We start from the raw sequence: 15,174 nt of genomic DNA, 5'->3' as shown, positions 1-15,174 counted from the left end.
GGTCGGGGCCTTGCCTTGACTGGGGACAAGATCCTCTTTAGACTCTTGATCCCCTAAATTTGGCGGGAATTCGTTCCTGCCATTTTGCTTTTCTTGTAAGACAATAGCGTCGCAAGACAACAGTGGAGCTAGTAGATGGCAACTATCAACCAGCTGGTACGTCAGCCGCGTAAGCGTATCGTCGAGAAATCCGACGTACCTGCGCTGCAGAACTGCCCGCAACGTCGTGGCGTATGCACCCGTGTGTATACCACCACGCCGAAAAAACCTAACTCGGCACTGCGTAAAGTATGCCGTGTGCGCCTGACCAACGGTTTCGAGGTTTCCTCGTACATCGGTGGTGAAGGTCACAACCTGCAAGAGCACAGCGTGGTACTGATCCGTGGCGGTCGTGTAAAAGACTTGCCAGGTGTTCGTTACCACACCGTCCGCGGTTCTTTGGATACTTCCGGCGTTAAAGGTCGTAACCAGGGTCGTTCGAAGTACGGTACCAAGCGTCCGAAGTAATCGGCCGTTTTGCAGTTTTTCATTTTTATTGAGTCGATAAGAGTAAGGTCGGGCAAGCATATGCTGTCCCGGGCTAACCTGAAGACCGCTTGAGGGCTTATCATGCCAAGACGTCGCGTAGCAGCCAAACGTGAGATTCTGGACGATCCGAAATACGGAAGCCAGATTCTCGCCAAGTTCATGAACCACGTTATGGAAAGCGGCAAGAAAGCCGTTGCCGAGCGTATTGTTTATGGCGCATTGGACAAAGTTAAGGAACGCAAGAACAGCGATCCCCTGGAAATCTTCGAGAAAGCTCTCGACGCCATCGCTCCGCTGGTCGAAGTGAAGTCGCGCCGTGTAGGTGGTGCTACTTACCAGGTTCCGGTCGAAGTTCGTCCTTCCCGTCGTAACGCCCTGGCAATGCGCTGGCTGGTAGACTTCGCCCGCAAGCGCGGCGAGAAGTCCATGGCCCTGCGTTTGGCTGGTGAACTGTTGGACGCTGCTGAAGGTAAAGGTGCTGCAGTTAAGAAGCGTGAAGACGTGCACCGTATGGCTGAAGCCAACAAGGCTTTCTCGCACTACCGCTTCTAATTTTAGCGTCACTCAATTTGCGAGGGCTTTATGGCTCGTACTACACCGATTAATCGCTACCGTAACATCGGTATCGTTGCTCACGTGGATGCTGGTAAGACCACCACCACTGAGCGCGTCCTTTTTTACACCGGCAAAAGTCACAAAATGGGCGAGGTGCATGACGGCGCCGCGACCACAGACTGGATGGTTCAGGAGCAGGAGCGTGGTATTACCATTACTTCTGCTGCTATCACCGCCTTCTGGAAAGGTTCCGAGAAGCAGTACCCGCACGAGCATCGCTTCAACGTAATCGATACCCCGGGCCACGTAGACTTCACCATTGAAGTTGAACGTTCCCTGCGTGTACTCGACGGCGCGGTTGTCGTGTTCTGTGGTACTTCCGGTGTTGAGCCTCAGTCGGAAACCGTATGGCGTCAGGCCAACAAATACGGCGTTCCACGTCTTGTTTATGTAAACAAGATGGACCGTGCTGGTGCCAACTTCCTGCGCGTGATCGGTCAGATCAAGCAGCGTCTGGGTCACACTCCGGTGCCTATCCAGCTCGCTATCGGTTCGGAAGACAACTTCCAGGGCCAAATCGACCTGATCAACATGCAGGCTGTGTACTGGAATGACTCCGACAAGGGCATGGTCCCTGTTCGCAAGGAAATTCCTGCCGAGCTGTTGGAAGAAGCCGAGCAATGGCGCAGCAACATGGTCGAGGCTGCGGCCGAAGCCAGCGAAGAGCTGATGAACAAGTACCTCGAAGGTGAAGAACTCACCAACGACGAAATCAAGGCGGCTCTGCGTCAGCGTACTATTGCTGGTGAAATCGTTCTGGCCGTTTGCGGTTCTTCCTTCAAGAACAAGGGTGTTCCCCTGGTTCTCGACGCCGTTATCGACTTCCTGCCTGCTCCAACCGACATTCCTGCTATCAAGGGTTCCAACCCGGATAACGAGGAAGAGGAAATGGAGCGGCACGCAAGTGACGACGAGCCGTTCGCGGCTTTGGCGTTCAAGATCGCTACCGACCCATTCGTGGGTACCTTGACCTTTGTTCGGGTTTACTCGGGCGTGTTGGCATCCGGCGACGGCGTGATCAACTCGGTAAAAGGCAAGAAAGAGCGCGTGGGTCGTATGGTGCAAATGCACGCAAACGCCCGTGAAGAAATCAAGGAAGTACGCGCTGGTGACATCGCGGCCTTGATCGGCATGAAGGACGTCACCACTGGTGAAACCTTGTGCAACGCTGACAAGCCAATCATCCTGGTTCGCATGGACTTCCCGGAGCCGGTAATCTCGGTTGCCGTTGAGCCTAAGACCAAGGATGACCAGGAAAAAATGGGTATCGCTCTGGGCAAGCTCGCTCAGGAAGACCCGTCTTTCCGCGTCAAGACTGATGAAGAGACTGGTCAAACGATCATCTCCGGCATGGGCGAGCTGCACCTAGACATCCTGGTTGACCGGATGCGCCGTGAGTTCAACGTCGAAGCCAACATCGGTAAGCCTCAGGTTTCCTATCGTGAGCGCATCACGAAGAGCTGTGAAATCGAAGGCAAGTTCGTTCGCCAGTCCGGCGGTCGTGGCCAGTTCGGCCATTGCTGGATCCGTTTTGCTCCTGCTGACGAAGGTCAGGAAGGTCTGCAATTCCTGAACGAAGTCGTAGGTGGTGTGGTTCCTAAGGAATACATCCCAGCGATCCAGAAGGGTATCGAAGAGCAGATGAAGAACGGCGTTGTTGCCGGCTATCCGCTGATCGGCCTGAAGGCGACCGTGTTCGACGGTTCTTACCACGACGTCGACTCCAACGAGATGGCGTTCAAGGTGGCTGCTTCCATGGCTACCAAGCAACTGGCCCAGAAGGGCGGTGGTGAGTTGCTTGAACCTATCATGGCGGTAGAAGTCGTTACGCCTGAAGACTACATGGGTGATGTCATGGGCGACCTTAACCGTCGTCGTGGCATGATTCTGGGTATGGAAGATACGGTTTCCGGCAAGGTTATTCGCGCCGAGGTTCCGTTGGGTGAGATGTTCGGTTACGCAACCGACGTTCGCTCCATGTCTCAGGGTCGCGCAAGCTACTCTATGGAATTCAAAAAATACAATACAGCTCCGTCGCATATCGTCGAGACTGTTACCAAAAAGCAAGGCTGATCCAGCCCCTTTAAGCTAGGAGTTAATTGTCGTGGCTAAAGAAAAATTTGAACGGAACAAACCGCACGTCAACGTTGGCACCATCGGCCACGTTGACCACGGTAAAACTACTCTGACCGCTGCTCTGACCCGTGTCTGCTCCGAAGTTTTCGGTTCGGCCAAGGTTGACTTCGACAAGATCGACAGCGCCCCGGAAGAAAAAGCTCGCGGTATCACCATCAACACCGCTCACGTTGAATACGATTCGGCCGTGCGTCACTACGCACACGTTGACTGCCCAGGTCACGCCGACTACGTAAAAAACATGATCACCGGTGCTGCCCAGATGGACGGCGCGATCCTGGTTTGCTCGGCCGCCGATGGTCCGATGCCGCAAACCCGTGAGCACATCCTGCTGTCCCGTCAGGTAGGCGTTCCGTACATTGTTGTCTTCCTGAACAAGGCTGACATGGTTGACGACGCTGAGCTGCTGGAACTGGTTGAGATGGAAGTGCGCGACCTGCTGAGCACTTACGACTTCCCAGGTGATGACACTCCAATCATCATCGGTTCGGCTCTGATGGCTCTGAACGGTCAAGACGACAACGAAATGGGCACCACTGCCGTCAAGAAGCTGGTGGAAACTCTGGACAGCTACATCCCAGAGCCAGAGCGTGCTATCGACAAGCCGTTCCTGATGCCAATCGAAGACGTATTCTCGATCTCCGGTCGCGGTACTGTTGTGACTGGTCGTGTTGAGCGTGGCATCGTCCGCATCCAGGAAGAAGTTGAGATCGTCGGTCTGCGCGATACTCAGAAAACTACCTGCACCGGCGTTGAAATGTTCCGCAAGCTGCTCGATGAAGGTCGTGCTGGCGAGAACTGCGGCGTGCTGCTGCGCGGCACCAAGCGTGACGACGTTGAGCGTGGCCAGGTTCTGGTCAAGCCAGGCACCGTCAAGCCGCACACCAAGTTCACCGCAGAAGTCTACGTTCTGAGCAAGGAAGAAGGCGGCCGTCATACTCCGTTCTTCAAAGGCTACCGTCCACAGTTCTACTTCCGTACAACTGACGTGACTGGTAACTGCGAGCTGCCAGAAGGCGTTGAAATGGTAATGCCAGGTGACAACATCCAGATGACTGTCACCCTGATCAAAACCATCGCGATGGAAGACGGTCTGCGTTTCGCTATCCGTGAAGGCGGTCGTACCGTCGGCGCCGGCGTCGTAGCCAAAGTCATCGAATAAGACTCTTCCAGAGTCGGCTCGATGAACAGGAAAGCCCCCGCTTAGCGGGGGCTTTTTTATTAGGTTGACACCTATCAGGGGCGTCTATAGAATTGCGCCTCCTTTTAACGGGCGTATTGCGCCCGGTGGGAATAGCAGCCGGAGTCTGAAATCCAATGCAAAATCAGCAAATCCGTATCAGGTTGAAGGCTTTTGACCATCGCCTGATCGACCAATCCACCCAGGAAATCGTGGAAACCGCGAAACGTACTGGTGCTCAAGTGCGTGGTCCAATTCCACTGCCTACCCGTAAAGAGCGGTTCACCGTTCTGGTCTCCCCGCACGTCAACAAAGACGCGCGCGACCAGTACGAGATCCGTACTCATAAGCGCGTTCTGGACATCGTCCAGCCAACGGATAAAACCGTTGATGCTCTTATGAAGCTCGATCTTGCGGCCGGTGTGGAAGTGCAGATCAGCCTCGGCTAAGACTCGGTCTTAGTCGTGTAACGCTCTGAAATGGGCGGCCATAGCGGGTGAAAGCCCCGTACACTCATGAGGTTTACAACATGACTATTGGTGTAGTCGGTCGTAAATGCGGTATGACCCGTATTTTCACCGAAGAAGGTGTCTCCATTCCGGTCACGGTCATTGAGATCGAGCCGAATCGCGTCACCCAGTTCAAAACTGAAGAGACCGATGGCTATCGTGCAGTGCAAGTCACTGTCGGCGAGCGTCGCGCTTCGCGTGTAACAGCAGCTCAGGCTGGCCACTTCGCCAAGGCGAACGTAGCCGCTGGTCGTACCGTAATGGAATTCCGCCTTGAAGAAGGCGAGTACCAGGCCGGCGATCTGATCAACGCTGAAATCTTCGCCGCTGGTCAACTGGTTGATGTAACCGGTCAGTCCAAAGGTAAAGGCTTCCAGGGTACGATCAAGCGTTGGAACTTCCGCGGGCAAGATAACACCCACGGTAACTCCGTATCCCACCGCGTTCCAGGCTCTATCGGCCAGTGCCAGACTCCTGGTCGTGTATTCAAGGGCAAGAAAATGTCCGGTCATATGGGCGCTGAGCGCGTGACCGTGCAGTCCCTCGAAGTAGTGCGCGTGGACGCTGAACGCAATCTGTTGTTGGTCAAGGGCGCTGTTCCTGGCGCTACTGGCGGCAACTTGGTTGTACGTCCAGCAGCCAAGGCTCGCGGTTAAGGGGAAGCTGACATGCAATTAAATGTAAATGACGCTCAAGCGATCGAAGTTTCCGAACTGACATTTGGCGGCGAATTCAACGAGACGCTGGTTCACCAAGCAGTCGTGGCCTACATGGCCGGCGGCCGTCAGGGTAGCAAGCAGCAAAAGACCCGTTCCGACGTTTCTGGTGGCGGTAAGCGCCCATGGCGTCAGAAAGGTACTGGCCGTGCTCGTGCCGGTACTATCCGTAGCCCAATCTGGCGTGGCGGCGGTACCACTTTCGCAGCTCGTCCTCAGGATCACTCCCAGAAGCTGAACAAGAAGATGTATCGCGCAGCAATGCGTTCCATCCTTGCTGAGCTGGTGCGTACTGATCGTCTGGTCGTGGTTCAGGACTTCGCTGTTGAAGCACCGAAAACCAAAGATCTGCTGAACAAGCTGAATGGCATGGGTCTGACTGACGTCCTGATCGTGTCTGACGCTGTTGATCAGAACCTGTACCTGGCTGCTCGCAACCTGCCACACGTCGATGTTCGTGACGTGCAGGGTTCCGATCCGGTCAGTCTGATCGCATACGACAAGGTGTTGATCACCGTGTCGGCCGTGAAGAAATTCGAGGAGCTGCTGGGATGAACCAGGAACGCGTATTTAAAGTTCTGCTTGGCCCGCACGTTTCCGAGAAGGCTACGGTTCTGGCAGACAAGAAAGGCCAGTTCGTTTTCAAGGTTGCAACCGATGCAACCAAGCTGGAAATCAAGAAGGCCGTCGAAAGCCTGTTCAGCGTGAAAGTAGAGCGCGTTACTACCCTGAATGTTCTGGGTAAGAGCAAGCGCACTGCTCGCGGTCTGGGCAAGCGTAATGACTGGAAGAAGGCAGTTATCTCCCTTCAGCCAGGCCAAGATCTCGATTTCAGCAGCAGTGCTGAGTAAGGAAGGGGTGCATCATGGCAATCGTTAAATGCAAACCGACTTCCCCTGGCCGCCGTTTTGTGGTCAAGGTGGTCAACCAGGAGCTGCATAAAGGCGCTCCTCACGCACCGCTGCTCGAGAAAAAATCGAAGTCTGGTGGTCGTAACAACAATGGCCGTATTACCACTCGTCACATCGGTGGTGGTCATAAGCAGCATTACCGTCTGGTCGACTTCCGTCGCAACGACAAGGATGGCATCGCTGCCACCGTCGAGCGTATCGAATACGATCCAAACCGTACTGCTCACATCGCTCTGCTGCTGTACGCAGATGGCGAGCGTCGCTACATCATCGCCCCTAAAGGCGTGAGCGCTGGCGACCAGCTGATCGCAGGTGCCTTGGCACCGATCAAGCCGGGCAACGCTCTGCAACTGCGTAACATTCCAGTTGGTAGCACCGTACACGGCATCGAATTGAAGCCAGGTAAAGGCGCACAGATCGCTCGTTCCGCTGGTGCTTCGGCTCAGCTGATCGCTCGTGAAGGTGTCTACGTGACCCTGCGTCTGCGTTCTGGTGAGATGCGTAAAGTGCTGGCTGAATGCCGTGCGACCCTGGGCGAAGTCTCGAACTCCGAGCACAGCCTGCGTTCGTTGGGTAAAGCTGGTGCCAAGCGCTGGCGTGGCGTTCGCCCAACCGTTCGTGGTGTTGCCATGAACCCGGTTGACCACCCACATGGTGGTGGTGAAGGTCGTACCTCTGGTGGTCGTCATCCGGTATCGCCATGGGGCTTCCCGACTAAGGGCGCGAAGACTCGTGGTAATAAGCGTACCGACAAAATGATCGTCCGTCGTCGCAAGTAAATAGAGGGATACGACAGTGCCACGTTCTCTGAAAAAAGGTCCTTTTATTGATCTTCACCTACTGAAGAAGATCGAAGTGGCGGCGGAAAAGAACGATCGCAAACCAGTTAAGACCTGGTCGCGTCGTTCGATGATCCTGCCACAAATGGTCGGTCTGACCATCGCTGTACACAACGGTCGCCAGCACGTCCCAGTTCTCGTGAACGAAGACATGGTCGGCCACAAACTGGGCGAGTTCGCCGGTACCCGCACATACCGTGGGCACGTGGCTGACAAGAAAGCCAAGCGTTAAGGGGTAAGGAAATGGAAGTAGCCGCTAAGTTGTCGGGCGCTCGAATCTCCGCCCAGAAAGCCCGCTTGGTCGCCGACCAGATCCGCGGGAAGAAGGTGGGCGAAGCGCTCAACCTGTTGGCTTTCAGCAGTAAGAAAGCCGCCGAGATCATGAAAAAAGTGCTGGAGTCGGCCGTAGCCAACGCCGAGCATAACGAAGGCGCAGACGTTGATGACCTGAAGGTCAGCACCGTTTTCGTCAACGAAGGGCGTTCGCTGAAGCGCATCATGCCACGTGCCAAAGGCCGTGCTGATCGCATCGTCAAGCGGTCTTGCCATATCACTGTCAAGGTTGCTGACAAGTAACGGAGTCGAAGAGATGGGTCAGAAAGTACATCCCATTGGCATTCGCCTGGGAATCGTCAAGGAGCACACCTCCGTCTGGTACGCAGACGGTCGGACTTATGCGGACTATTTGTTCGCTGATCTGAAGGTGCGTGAGTATCTCCAAGACAAACTAAAAAGCGCGTCCGTCAGCCGTATCGATATCCATCGTCCGGCTCAGACTGCACGTATCACCATCCACACCGCTCGCCCAGGTATCGTTATCGGGAAGAAAGGTGAAGATGTTGAGAAACTGCGTCAGGACCTGACCAAGCAAATGGGTGTGCCTGTGCACATCAATATCGAAGAGATCCGCAAGCCGGAACTCGACGGTATGCTGGTTGCGCAGAGCGTAGCTCAGCAGCTGGAGCGCCGTGTAATGTTCCGTCGCGCTATGAAGCGCGCTGTACAGAACGCAATGCGCATTGGTGCCAAAGGCATCAAAATCCAAGTGAGCGGTCGTCTCGGCGGTGCTGAAATCGCACGTACTGAATGGTATCGCGAAGGTCGTGTGCCACTGCACACCCTGCGTGCCGACATCGACTATGCCAACTACGAAGCTCACACCACCTACGGTGTGATCGGTGTAAAGGTTTGGATCTTCAAAGGCGAAGTAATTGGTGGTCGCCAAGAAGAACTGAAGCCACAAGCACCAGCGCCTCGTAAAAAAGCTGCTAAGTAAGGGGTACGCCAAATGTTGCAACCAAAGCGTACGAAGTTCCGCAAGCAGATGACCGGTCACAACCGTGGCCTGGCATTGCGCGGTAGCAAAGTCAGCTTCGGCGAGTTCGCGCTGAAGTCTGTTGCTCGTGGTCGTCTCACCGCTCGTCAGATCGAGTCAGCGCGTCGTGCTCTGACCCGTCACGTAAAACGTGGCGGCAAGATCTGGATCCGTGTGTTCCCGGACAAGCCTGTCACCAAAAAGCCACTCGAAGTTCGGATGGGTAAAGGTAAGGGTAACGTGGAATACTGGGTTGCCCAGATTCAGCCAGGCAAAGTCCTGTATGAAATCGAGGGTGTTTCTGAAGAGCTGGCGCGTGAGGCTTTCGCCCTGGCTGCTGCAAAGCTGCCGCTCGCCACCTCCTTTGTTAAACGGACGGTGATGTGATGAAAGCGAATGAACTTCGTGAAAAATCAGCACAGCAGCTGAACGAGCAACTGCTCGGCCTGCTGCGCGACCAGTTCAATCTGCGTATGCAGAAGGCAACTGGCCAGTTGGGGCAGTCTCATCTGCTCTCGCAAGTTAAGCGTGACATCGCTCGCGTGAAAACTGTGCTCAACCAGCAGGCAGGTAAGTGATCATGGCTGAAGCCGAAAAAACTGTCCGTACGCTGACTGGCCGTGTTGTCAGCGACAAGATGGACAAAACCATCACCGTTCTGATCGAGCGTCGCGTTAAGCACCCGATCTACGGTAAATACGTTAAGCGTTCGACTAAGCTGCACGCGCACGACGAAACCAATCAGTGCCACATCGGCGACAAAGTCACTATTCGTGAAACTCGTCCGATGGCCAAGACCAAGTCTTGGGCGCTGGTTGATGTTCTCGAACGCGCTGTGGAAGTCTAAGGGCTAGGGGTCGGAGAAATTATATGATTCAGACTCAATCCATGCTCGATGTGGCCGATAACAGCGGCGCTCGCCGCGTTATGTGCATCAAGGTGCTGGGTGGCTCCCATCGTCGTTACGCTGGTATCGGTGACATCATCAAAGTTACCGTCAAGGAAGCAATTCCTCGCGGTAAGGTGAAGAAAGGCCAAGTGATGACTGCTGTAGTAGTCCGCACTCGCCACGGTGTTCGTCGTGCTGACGGCTCCATCATCCGCTTTGATGGCAACGCTGCTGTTCTGTTGAACAACAAGCAAGAGCCAATCGGCACCCGTATCTTTGGGCCAGTGACCCGTGAACTTCGTACTGAGAAGTTCATGAAGATCGTCTCGCTCGCCCCAGAAGTGCTGTAAGGAGATCCGACATGCAAAAGATTCGTCGTGACGACGAGATCATCGTGATCGCCGGCAAGGACAAGGGTAAGCGCGGTAAGGTGCTGAAGGTTCTTGCTGACAACCGTCTGGTTGTTGGTGGTCTGAACCTGGTCAAGCGTCATACCAAGCCTAACCCGATGTCGGGCGTACAGGGCGGTATCGTCGAGAAAGAAGCGCCACTGCACGCTTCCAACGTCGCCATCTTCAACGGCGAAACCAACAAGGCTGACCGCGTTGGTTTCAAAGTAGAAGACGGTAAGAAAATTCGTGTCTTCAAGTCGACCCAAAAAGCGGTTGATGCTTGAACACTGCTAGGTAGAAGACCATGGCACGACTAAAAGAGATTTACCGGAAGGAAATCGCACCGAAACTTAAGGAAGAACTTAAGCTTTCGAACGTGATGGAAGTTCCGCGCGTTACCAAAATCACCCTGAACATGGGTCTGGGCGAAGCGATCGGCGACAAAAAAGTCATCGAGCACGCAGTTGCCGACCTGGAAAAGATCACCGGTCAGAAAGTCGTTGTGACTTACGCTCGGAAATCCATCGCTGGCTTTAAAGTCCGTGAAGGTTGGCCGATCGGTGTCAAAGTGACCCTGCGCCGTGAGCGTATGTATGAGTTCCTGGATCGTCTGCTGTCGATCTCCCTGCCTCGGGTTCGCGACTTCCGCGGCCTGAATGCCAAGTCCTTCGATGGTCGCGGCAACTACAGCATGGGCGTGAAAGAGCAGATCATTTTCCCGGAAATCGATTACGACAAGATCGACGCTCTCCGCGGTCTGGACATTACCCTGACCACCACTGCTCGGACGGATGACGAAGGTCGCGCACTGCTGCGCGCTTTCAAATTCCCGTTCCGCAACTGATTGGAGTAGGAAAATGGCCAAGAAGAGCATGAAGAACCGTGAGCTGAAGCGTCAGCTCACCGTTGCCAAGTACGCCACCAAGCGTGCAGCGCTGAAAGCTATCATCGTTGATCTGAACGCAAGTCCAGAAGCGCGTTGGGAAGCTACCGTAGCACTGCAGAAGCAGCCACGTGACGCCAGCGCCTCGCGCATGCGTAACCGCTGCCGCCTGACTGGTCGTCCGCACGGCGTGTACCGCAAGTTCGGCCTCGGTCGTAACATGCTGCGTCAAGCTGCAATGCGTGGTGACGTTCCAGGTCTGGTCAAAGCCAGCTGGTAAGCACTGTCAATGTCACGATGTTCGGGGTCGAGAGATCCTGACGATCGGTGACCTTGAAAATGAATCAAGCCCCTTTTGGGGCTTGATTCATTTCTGGGGTGTGTCTAGAATACCCGGCTCGCCTGAGCCCGTGTTTTTATTGCGCGGATGCGCTCGGCGATACGTACTAGCCGAAAGGCTAATTTTTTGTGTATTAGGAGCGTCTAGCCCATGAGTATGCAGGACCCGTTAGCGGACATGCTAACTCGTATCCGTAATGCCCAGATGGCTGAAAAGTCCGTCGTAAGCATGCCATCTTCCACGTTGAAGGTAGCTGTTGCCAAAGTCCTGAAGGACGAAGGTTACATTGCGGGTTATCAGATCAGCAGCGAAATCAAGCCTCTGCTGTCCATCGAGCTGAAGTACTTCGAAGGCCGTCCGGTCATCGAGGAAGTGAAGCGCGTTAGCCGTCCTGGCCTGCGTCAGTACAAGTCCGTTGAGGATCTGCCAAAAGTTCGTGGCGGCCTGGGCGTGTCTATCGTCTCCACCAACAAAGGTGTGATGACGGATCGTGCTGCGCGCGCTGCCGGTGTCGGCGGCGAAGTTCTTTGCACTGTGTTCTAAGGGGGGATAAGCATGTCACGCGTCGCTAAGAACCCCGTTAAGCTGCCAGCCGGTGTCGAAGTCAAATTCGCAGGCCAACAGCTTTCGGTGAAGGGTGCCAAGGGCACTCTGCAACTGAACATCCATTCGTCCGTTGAGATCGTTGAAGAAGCTGGTGAGCTGCGTTTCGCTGCTCGCAATGGCGATCAACAGACTCGCGCAATGGCTGGTACCACTCGTGCGTTGGTAAACAACATGGTCCAAGGCGTAAGCCAAGGCTTCGAGCGCAAGCTCCAGCTGGTCGGTGTTGGTTACAAAGCGCAAGCAAAAGGCACAGTGCTGAACCTGGCTCTTGGCTTCTCGCACCCAGTGGATTATGAACTGCCGGAAGGCATCACCGCTGAGACTCCTAGCCAGACCGATATCCTGATCAAGGGCATCGACAAGCAGCTGGTAGGTCAAGTGGCCGCCGAGATCCGCGACTTCCGTCCACCAGAGCCGTACAAAGGCAAAGGTGTGCGCTACGCGGACGAAGTCGTCCGTCGTAAAGAAGCCAAGAAGAAGTAGGGCATAGCAAATGACCGACAAAAAAGTTACTCGACTGCGTCGCGCTCGCAAAGCACGCCTGAAAATGCACGAACTCGAAGTCGTGCGTCTCTGCGTGTTCCGCTCGTCGCAGCACATCTACGCCCAGGTCATTTCGGCCGACGGCAACAAAGTCCTGGCAAGTGCCTCGACTTTGGATAAAGAACTGCGTGATGGCGCCACTGGCAACATCGACGCGGCCACTAAGGTTGGCCAGCTGGTCGCTACGCGTGCTAAAGCCGCTGGCGTCTCGCAGGTGGCTTTCGACCGCTCTGGCTTCAAGTACCACGGCCGCGTCAAGGCGCTGGCTGATGCTGCTCGTGAAGCTGGGCTGGAGTTCTAAGTTATGTCAAATAACGACCAAAAGCGCGACGAAGGCTACATCGAGAAGCTGGTTCAAGTTAACCGCGTAGCCAAAACCGTTAAAGGCGGCCGTATCTTCACTTTCACCGCGTTGACCGTGGTTGGTGATGGTAAAGGGCGTGTTGGCTTCGGCCGTGGCAAGTCGCGTGAAGTGCCTGCTGCGATCCAGAAGGCAATGGAAGCTGCTCGCCGCAACATGATCCAGGTTGATCTGAACGGCACCACCCTGCAGTACGCAATGAAGTCCGCCCATGGCGCTTCGAAGGTGTACATGCAGCCTGCTTCTGAAGGTACCGGTATCATCGCTGGCGGCGCTATGCGTGCTGTCCTCGAAGTTGCTGGCGTTCAGAACGTTCTGGCCAAGTGCTACGGCTCGACTAACCCGGTAAACGTGGTTCACGCCACTTTCAAGGGTTTGAAAGCAATGCAGTCTCCTGAATCCATTGCCGCCAAGCGTGGCAAAAGCGTCAAGGAGATCTTCTGATCATGGCTACCGTAAAAGTTACGCTGATCAAAAGCATGACCGGCCGCATCCCTAACCACAAACTGTGCGTTAAGGGTCTGGGTCTGCGTCGCATCGGTCACACTGTAGAAGTCCTGGATACTCCCGAGAATCGCGGGATGATCAACAAGGCTTACTACATGCTGCGTGTCGAGGGTTAATCGATGAAACTCAATGATCTGAGTCCAGCGCCGGGTTCCCGTCGCGAAAAGCATCGTCCGGGCCGTGGTATCGGTAGTGGTTTGGGCAAGACCGGTGGCCGTGGCCACAAGGGTCAGACCTCCCGCTCCGGTGGCACCATTGCTCCAGGCTTTGAAGGCGGTCAACAGCCGCTGCATCGTCGCCTGCCGAAGTTCGGTTTCGTTTCCCTGAAAGCCATGGACCGCGCAGAAGTGCGTCTGTCCGAGCTGGCCAAAGTGGACGGCGACATCGTCACCGTGCAGTCCCTGAAGGATGCCAACGTGATCAACCAGAACGTACAGCGTGTGAAAATCATGCTGTCGGGCGAAGTTGCTCGTGCTGTCACCATCGGAAAGGGAATCGGCGCCACCAAAGGTGCGCGTGCGGCTATCGAAGCAGCTGGCGGCAAGTTCGAGGAATAAATGGCTAAGCAAGGTGCTCTCTCTGCGCTCGGCAAAGGCGGTATGTCTGAACTCTGGGCTCGTCTGCGTTTTCTGTTCCTGGCGATTATCGTCTACCGAATAGGCGCACACATCCCGGTTCCAGGTATCAACCCGGACCGACTCGCGGACCTGTTTCGACAGAATGAGGGGACCATTCTTAGCTTGTTCAACATGTTTTCCGGCGGCGCGCTGGAGCGGATGAGTATCTTTGCACTGGGAATCATGCCGTACATTTCGGCATCGATCATCATGCAGCTGATGTCCGCTGTCAGTCCGCAGCTGGAGCAGTTGAAGAAGGAAGGTGAAGCTGGCCGTCGCAAGATCAGCCAGTACACCCGCTACCTCACTGTCGTCCTCGCTCTCGTCCAGGCTGTTGGCATGTCCATCGGTCTGGCGGGGCAGGGCGTAGCGTTCACTGGTGACTTTGGCTTCCATTTCGTTGCGGTAACCACGTTTGTGGCAGGCGCGATGTTCATGATGTGGCTGGGTGAGCAGATTACTGAGCGTGGTGTTGGCAACGGTATCTCGATGTTGATCTTCGCAGGTATCGTCGCCGGTCTTCCGAGAGCGATTGGGCAGTCTTTCGAGTCTGCGCGTCAGGGCGATATCAACATCTTTGCTCTGGTTGCCATCGGTTTGCTGGCAGTAGCGATTATCGGTTTCGTGGTGTTCATCGAGCGTGGTCAGCGTCGTATTGCTGTTCACTACGCCAAGCGTCAGCAGGGCCGCAAGGTGTTTGCTGCGCAGACTAGCCACTTGCCGTTGAAGGTGAACATGGCCGGCGTTATTCCGGCCATTTTCGCGAGCAGCATCTTGCTGTTCCCGGCTTCGTTGGGTGCCTGGTTCGGCCAGTCTGAAGGTATGGGCTGGTTGCAGGACATCTCGCAGTCGATCGCTCCTGGTCAGCCGTTGAATATTCTGCTGTTTAGTGCAGGGATTATTTTCTTCTGCTTCTTCTATACGGCGTTGATGTTCAATCCGAAAGACGTAGCGGAAAACCTGAAGAAGTCCGGTGCCTTTATTCCGGGTATCCGTCCTGGTGAGCAGTCGGCGCGCTACATTGATGGCGTTCTGACTCGTTTGACCTTGTTCGGTGCTCTTTACATGACGGCCGTCTGCTTGCTTCCCCAGTTCCTGGTGGTTGCGGCAAACGTTCCGTTCTACCTTGGCGGGACCTCGTTGCTGATCGTGGTCGTGGTTGTGATGGACTTCATGTCCCAAGTACAATCGCACCTCGTTTCGCACCAGTACGAATCCCTGATGAAGAAAGCCAACCTGAAGGGCTACGGCAGCGGCATGTTGCGCTGAGTAGCGTCCATAAGGTTC

General features: G+C 55.1%; 26 protein-coding genes. All 26 read left to right on the top strand.

Annotated features, from left to right (window positions below; all coding sequences use genetic code 11):
• The first annotated feature begins 135 nt into the window (after positions 1–135).
• The 26 genes from rpsL to secY all read left to right on the top strand — a co-directional run bounded on the left by rpsL (position 136) and on the right by secY (position 15,156).
• Entirely contained in the window at positions 136–507 is a 372-nt protein-coding gene (gene rpsL / locus VQ575_RS23870) for a 30S ribosomal protein S12 (protein WP_003186084.1), read from the top strand.
• A 102-nt stretch (positions 508–609) separates the two neighbouring features.
• Positions 610–1,080: a 30S ribosomal protein S7 gene (gene rpsG, locus VQ575_RS23865; RefSeq protein WP_003186074.1), complete on the top strand. Its 471-nt coding sequence runs from the start codon at positions 610–612 to the stop codon at positions 1,078–1,080.
• Between the two features lie 30 nt (positions 1,081–1,110).
• Complete coding sequence (gene fusA, locus VQ575_RS23860) at positions 1,111–3,216, top strand: elongation factor G (RefSeq protein WP_039594681.1); 2,106 nt, start codon at positions 1,111–1,113, stop codon at positions 3,214–3,216.
• Positions 3,217–3,247: 31 nt separating this feature from the next.
• Positions 3,248–4,441: an elongation factor Tu gene (gene tuf, locus VQ575_RS23855; RefSeq protein WP_003186103.1), complete on the top strand. Its 1,194-nt coding sequence runs from the start codon at positions 3,248–3,250 to the stop codon at positions 4,439–4,441.
• 155 nt (positions 4,442–4,596) lie between these two features.
• On the top strand, positions 4,597–4,908 hold the full coding sequence (gene rpsJ / locus VQ575_RS23850) for a 30S ribosomal protein S10 (RefSeq protein ID WP_003186070.1): 312 nt from the start codon (positions 4,597–4,599) through the stop codon (positions 4,906–4,908).
• A gap of 80 nt (positions 4,909–4,988) precedes the next feature.
• Positions 4,989–5,624, top strand: coding sequence for a 50S ribosomal protein L3 (gene rplC, locus VQ575_RS23845; RefSeq protein WP_003186059.1), 636 nt, complete (start codon positions 4,989–4,991; stop codon positions 5,622–5,624).
• A gap of 12 nt (positions 5,625–5,636) precedes the next feature.
• Positions 5,637–6,239, top strand: coding sequence for a 50S ribosomal protein L4 (rplD, locus tag VQ575_RS23840; protein WP_003186057.1), 603 nt, complete (start codon positions 5,637–5,639; stop codon positions 6,237–6,239).
• Positions 6,236–6,535, top strand: a complete 300-nt coding sequence (gene rplW, locus VQ575_RS23835; RefSeq protein WP_002555488.1) for a 50S ribosomal protein L23 — start codon at positions 6,236–6,238, stop codon at positions 6,533–6,535. The genes rplD and rplW overlap by 4 nt, the downstream gene beginning before the upstream one ends.
• Positions 6,536–6,549: 14 nt before the next feature.
• Positions 6,550–7,374, top strand: a complete 825-nt coding sequence (gene rplB / locus VQ575_RS23830; RefSeq protein WP_003186055.1) for a 50S ribosomal protein L2 — start codon at positions 6,550–6,552, stop codon at positions 7,372–7,374.
• A gap of 16 nt (positions 7,375–7,390) precedes the next feature.
• Complete coding sequence (rpsS, locus tag VQ575_RS23825; protein ID WP_002555486.1) at positions 7,391–7,666, top strand: 30S ribosomal protein S19; 276 nt, start codon at positions 7,391–7,393, stop codon at positions 7,664–7,666.
• 11 nt (positions 7,667–7,677) lie between these two features.
• Positions 7,678–8,010 carry a 50S ribosomal protein L22 gene (gene rplV / locus VQ575_RS23820; protein ID WP_003103908.1) on the top strand — a complete coding sequence of 111 codons (333 nt, stop codon included), beginning with the start codon at positions 7,678–7,680 and terminating at the stop codon, positions 8,008–8,010.
• A gap of 13 nt (positions 8,011–8,023) precedes the next feature.
• Positions 8,024–8,710, top strand: coding sequence for a 30S ribosomal protein S3 (gene rpsC, locus VQ575_RS23815; protein WP_003176422.1), 687 nt, complete (start codon positions 8,024–8,026; stop codon positions 8,708–8,710).
• A gap of 12 nt (positions 8,711–8,722) precedes the next feature.
• Positions 8,723–9,136: a 50S ribosomal protein L16 gene (gene rplP / locus VQ575_RS23810; protein ID WP_003186052.1), complete on the top strand. Its 414-nt coding sequence runs from the start codon at positions 8,723–8,725 to the stop codon at positions 9,134–9,136.
• Positions 9,136–9,327 (top strand): 50S ribosomal protein L29, encoded by a 192-nt coding sequence (rpmC, locus tag VQ575_RS23805; RefSeq protein ID WP_002555481.1) that lies wholly within the window; start codon positions 9,136–9,138, stop codon positions 9,325–9,327. Before rplP ends, rpmC begins: the two co-directional genes overlap by 1 nt.
• A 2-nt stretch (positions 9,328–9,329) precedes the next feature.
• Positions 9,330–9,596, top strand: a complete 267-nt coding sequence (gene rpsQ, locus VQ575_RS23800) for a 30S ribosomal protein S17 (protein ID WP_003194644.1) — start codon at positions 9,330–9,332, stop codon at positions 9,594–9,596.
• 23 nt (positions 9,597–9,619) lie between these two features.
• The gene (gene rplN / locus VQ575_RS23795; protein WP_002555479.1) at positions 9,620–9,988 is read left to right on the top strand and encodes a 50S ribosomal protein L14; all 369 of its coding nucleotides are present in this window, start codon (positions 9,620–9,622) and stop codon (positions 9,986–9,988) included.
• A gap of 11 nt (positions 9,989–9,999) precedes the next feature.
• Positions 10,000–10,314, top strand: a complete 315-nt coding sequence (gene rplX / locus VQ575_RS23790) for a 50S ribosomal protein L24 (protein ID WP_003186046.1) — start codon at positions 10,000–10,002, stop codon at positions 10,312–10,314.
• Positions 10,315–10,334: 20 nt separating this feature from the next.
• On the top strand, positions 10,335–10,874 hold the full coding sequence (rplE, locus tag VQ575_RS23785) for a 50S ribosomal protein L5 (RefSeq protein WP_003186044.1): 540 nt from the start codon (positions 10,335–10,337) through the stop codon (positions 10,872–10,874).
• Positions 10,875–10,887: 13 nt separating this feature from the next.
• Positions 10,888–11,193, top strand: a complete 306-nt coding sequence (gene rpsN, locus VQ575_RS23780) for a 30S ribosomal protein S14 (protein ID WP_003186042.1) — start codon at positions 10,888–10,890, stop codon at positions 11,191–11,193.
• A 210-nt stretch (positions 11,194–11,403) separates the two neighbouring features.
• Positions 11,404–11,796, top strand: a complete 393-nt coding sequence (gene rpsH, locus VQ575_RS23775) for a 30S ribosomal protein S8 (RefSeq protein WP_017848802.1) — start codon at positions 11,404–11,406, stop codon at positions 11,794–11,796.
• Positions 11,797–11,808: 12 nt separating this feature from the next.
• Positions 11,809–12,342 carry a 50S ribosomal protein L6 gene (gene rplF, locus VQ575_RS23770; protein WP_003186039.1) on the top strand — a complete coding sequence of 178 codons (534 nt, stop codon included), beginning with the start codon at positions 11,809–11,811 and terminating at the stop codon, positions 12,340–12,342.
• A 10-nt stretch (positions 12,343–12,352) separates the two neighbouring features.
• A complete protein-coding gene (gene rplR / locus VQ575_RS23765; RefSeq protein ID WP_003186037.1) occupies positions 12,353–12,703 on the top strand; it encodes a 50S ribosomal protein L18 in 351 nt (116 codons plus the stop codon).
• A gap of 3 nt (positions 12,704–12,706) precedes the next feature.
• Complete coding sequence (gene rpsE, locus VQ575_RS23760) at positions 12,707–13,207, top strand: 30S ribosomal protein S5 (protein ID WP_003186035.1); 501 nt, start codon at positions 12,707–12,709, stop codon at positions 13,205–13,207.
• A gap of 2 nt (positions 13,208–13,209) precedes the next feature.
• On the top strand, positions 13,210–13,386 hold the full coding sequence (rpmD, locus tag VQ575_RS23755) for a 50S ribosomal protein L30 (RefSeq protein ID WP_003186033.1): 177 nt from the start codon (positions 13,210–13,212) through the stop codon (positions 13,384–13,386).
• Between the two features lie 3 nt (positions 13,387–13,389).
• Positions 13,390–13,827 carry a 50S ribosomal protein L15 gene (gene rplO / locus VQ575_RS23750; protein WP_003186032.1) on the top strand — a complete coding sequence of 146 codons (438 nt, stop codon included), beginning with the start codon at positions 13,390–13,392 and terminating at the stop codon, positions 13,825–13,827.
• Entirely contained in the window at positions 13,828–15,156 is a 1,329-nt protein-coding gene (gene secY / locus VQ575_RS23745; protein ID WP_018612224.1) for a preprotein translocase subunit SecY, read from the top strand.
• Positions 15,157–15,174: the final 18 nt, after the last annotated feature.

Origin of the sequence: Pseudomonas frederiksbergensis, assembly GCF_035751725.1 — a bacterium.
Classification (GTDB): domain Bacteria; phylum Pseudomonadota; class Gammaproteobacteria; order Pseudomonadales; family Pseudomonadaceae; genus Aquipseudomonas; species Aquipseudomonas frederiksbergensis_A.
This window is presented reverse-complemented; position numbering and strand designations above follow the sequence as displayed.

What these genes read in the sequence shown, in the direction of transcription:
- rplD (WP_003186057.1), top strand. Translation starts at nt 5,637, where the DNA reads ATGCAATTAAATGTAAATGACGCTCAAGCGATCGAAGTTTCCGAACTG.
- rplB (WP_003186055.1), top strand. Translation starts at nt 6,550, where the DNA reads ATGGCAATCGTTAAATGCAAACCGACTTCCCCTGGCCGCCGTTTTGTG.
- rpsN (WP_003186042.1), top strand. Translation starts at nt 10,888, where the DNA reads ATGGCCAAGAAGAGCATGAAGAACCGTGAGCTGAAGCGTCAGCTCACC.
- rpmD (WP_003186033.1), top strand. Translation starts at nt 13,210, where the DNA reads ATGGCTACCGTAAAAGTTACGCTGATCAAAAGCATGACCGGCCGCATC.
- rpsH (WP_017848802.1), top strand. Translation starts at nt 11,404, where the DNA reads ATGAGTATGCAGGACCCGTTAGCGGACATGCTAACTCGTATCCGTAAT.
- rpmC (WP_002555481.1), top strand. Translation starts at nt 9,136, where the DNA reads ATGAAAGCGAATGAACTTCGTGAAAAATCAGCACAGCAGCTGAACGAG.
- rpsJ (WP_003186070.1), top strand. Translation starts at nt 4,597, where the DNA reads ATGCAAAATCAGCAAATCCGTATCAGGTTGAAGGCTTTTGACCATCGC.
- rpsL (WP_003186084.1), top strand. Translation starts at nt 136, where the DNA reads ATGGCAACTATCAACCAGCTGGTACGTCAGCCGCGTAAGCGTATCGTC.
- rplV (WP_003103908.1), top strand. Translation starts at nt 7,678, where the DNA reads ATGGAAGTAGCCGCTAAGTTGTCGGGCGCTCGAATCTCCGCCCAGAAA.
- rpsQ (WP_003194644.1), top strand. Translation starts at nt 9,330, where the DNA reads ATGGCTGAAGCCGAAAAAACTGTCCGTACGCTGACTGGCCGTGTTGTC.
- rpsC (WP_003176422.1), top strand. Translation starts at nt 8,024, where the DNA reads ATGGGTCAGAAAGTACATCCCATTGGCATTCGCCTGGGAATCGTCAAG.
- rplW (WP_002555488.1), top strand. Translation starts at nt 6,236, where the DNA reads ATGAACCAGGAACGCGTATTTAAAGTTCTGCTTGGCCCGCACGTTTCC.
- rpsG (WP_003186074.1), top strand. Translation starts at nt 610, where the DNA reads ATGCCAAGACGTCGCGTAGCAGCCAAACGTGAGATTCTGGACGATCCG.
- rplN (WP_002555479.1), top strand. Translation starts at nt 9,620, where the DNA reads ATGATTCAGACTCAATCCATGCTCGATGTGGCCGATAACAGCGGCGCT.
- fusA (WP_039594681.1), top strand. Translation starts at nt 1,111, where the DNA reads ATGGCTCGTACTACACCGATTAATCGCTACCGTAACATCGGTATCGTT.
- rplE (WP_003186044.1), top strand. Translation starts at nt 10,335, where the DNA reads ATGGCACGACTAAAAGAGATTTACCGGAAGGAAATCGCACCGAAACTT.
- rplC (WP_003186059.1), top strand. Translation starts at nt 4,989, where the DNA reads ATGACTATTGGTGTAGTCGGTCGTAAATGCGGTATGACCCGTATTTTC.
- rpsE (WP_003186035.1), top strand. Translation starts at nt 12,707, where the DNA reads ATGTCAAATAACGACCAAAAGCGCGACGAAGGCTACATCGAGAAGCTG.
- secY (WP_018612224.1), top strand. Translation starts at nt 13,828, where the DNA reads ATGGCTAAGCAAGGTGCTCTCTCTGCGCTCGGCAAAGGCGGTATGTCT.
- rplO (WP_003186032.1), top strand. Translation starts at nt 13,390, where the DNA reads ATGAAACTCAATGATCTGAGTCCAGCGCCGGGTTCCCGTCGCGAAAAG.
- rplR (WP_003186037.1), top strand. Translation starts at nt 12,353, where the DNA reads ATGACCGACAAAAAAGTTACTCGACTGCGTCGCGCTCGCAAAGCACGC.
- rplX (WP_003186046.1), top strand. Translation starts at nt 10,000, where the DNA reads ATGCAAAAGATTCGTCGTGACGACGAGATCATCGTGATCGCCGGCAAG.
- rplP (WP_003186052.1), top strand. Translation starts at nt 8,723, where the DNA reads ATGTTGCAACCAAAGCGTACGAAGTTCCGCAAGCAGATGACCGGTCAC.
- rplF (WP_003186039.1), top strand. Translation starts at nt 11,809, where the DNA reads ATGTCACGCGTCGCTAAGAACCCCGTTAAGCTGCCAGCCGGTGTCGAA.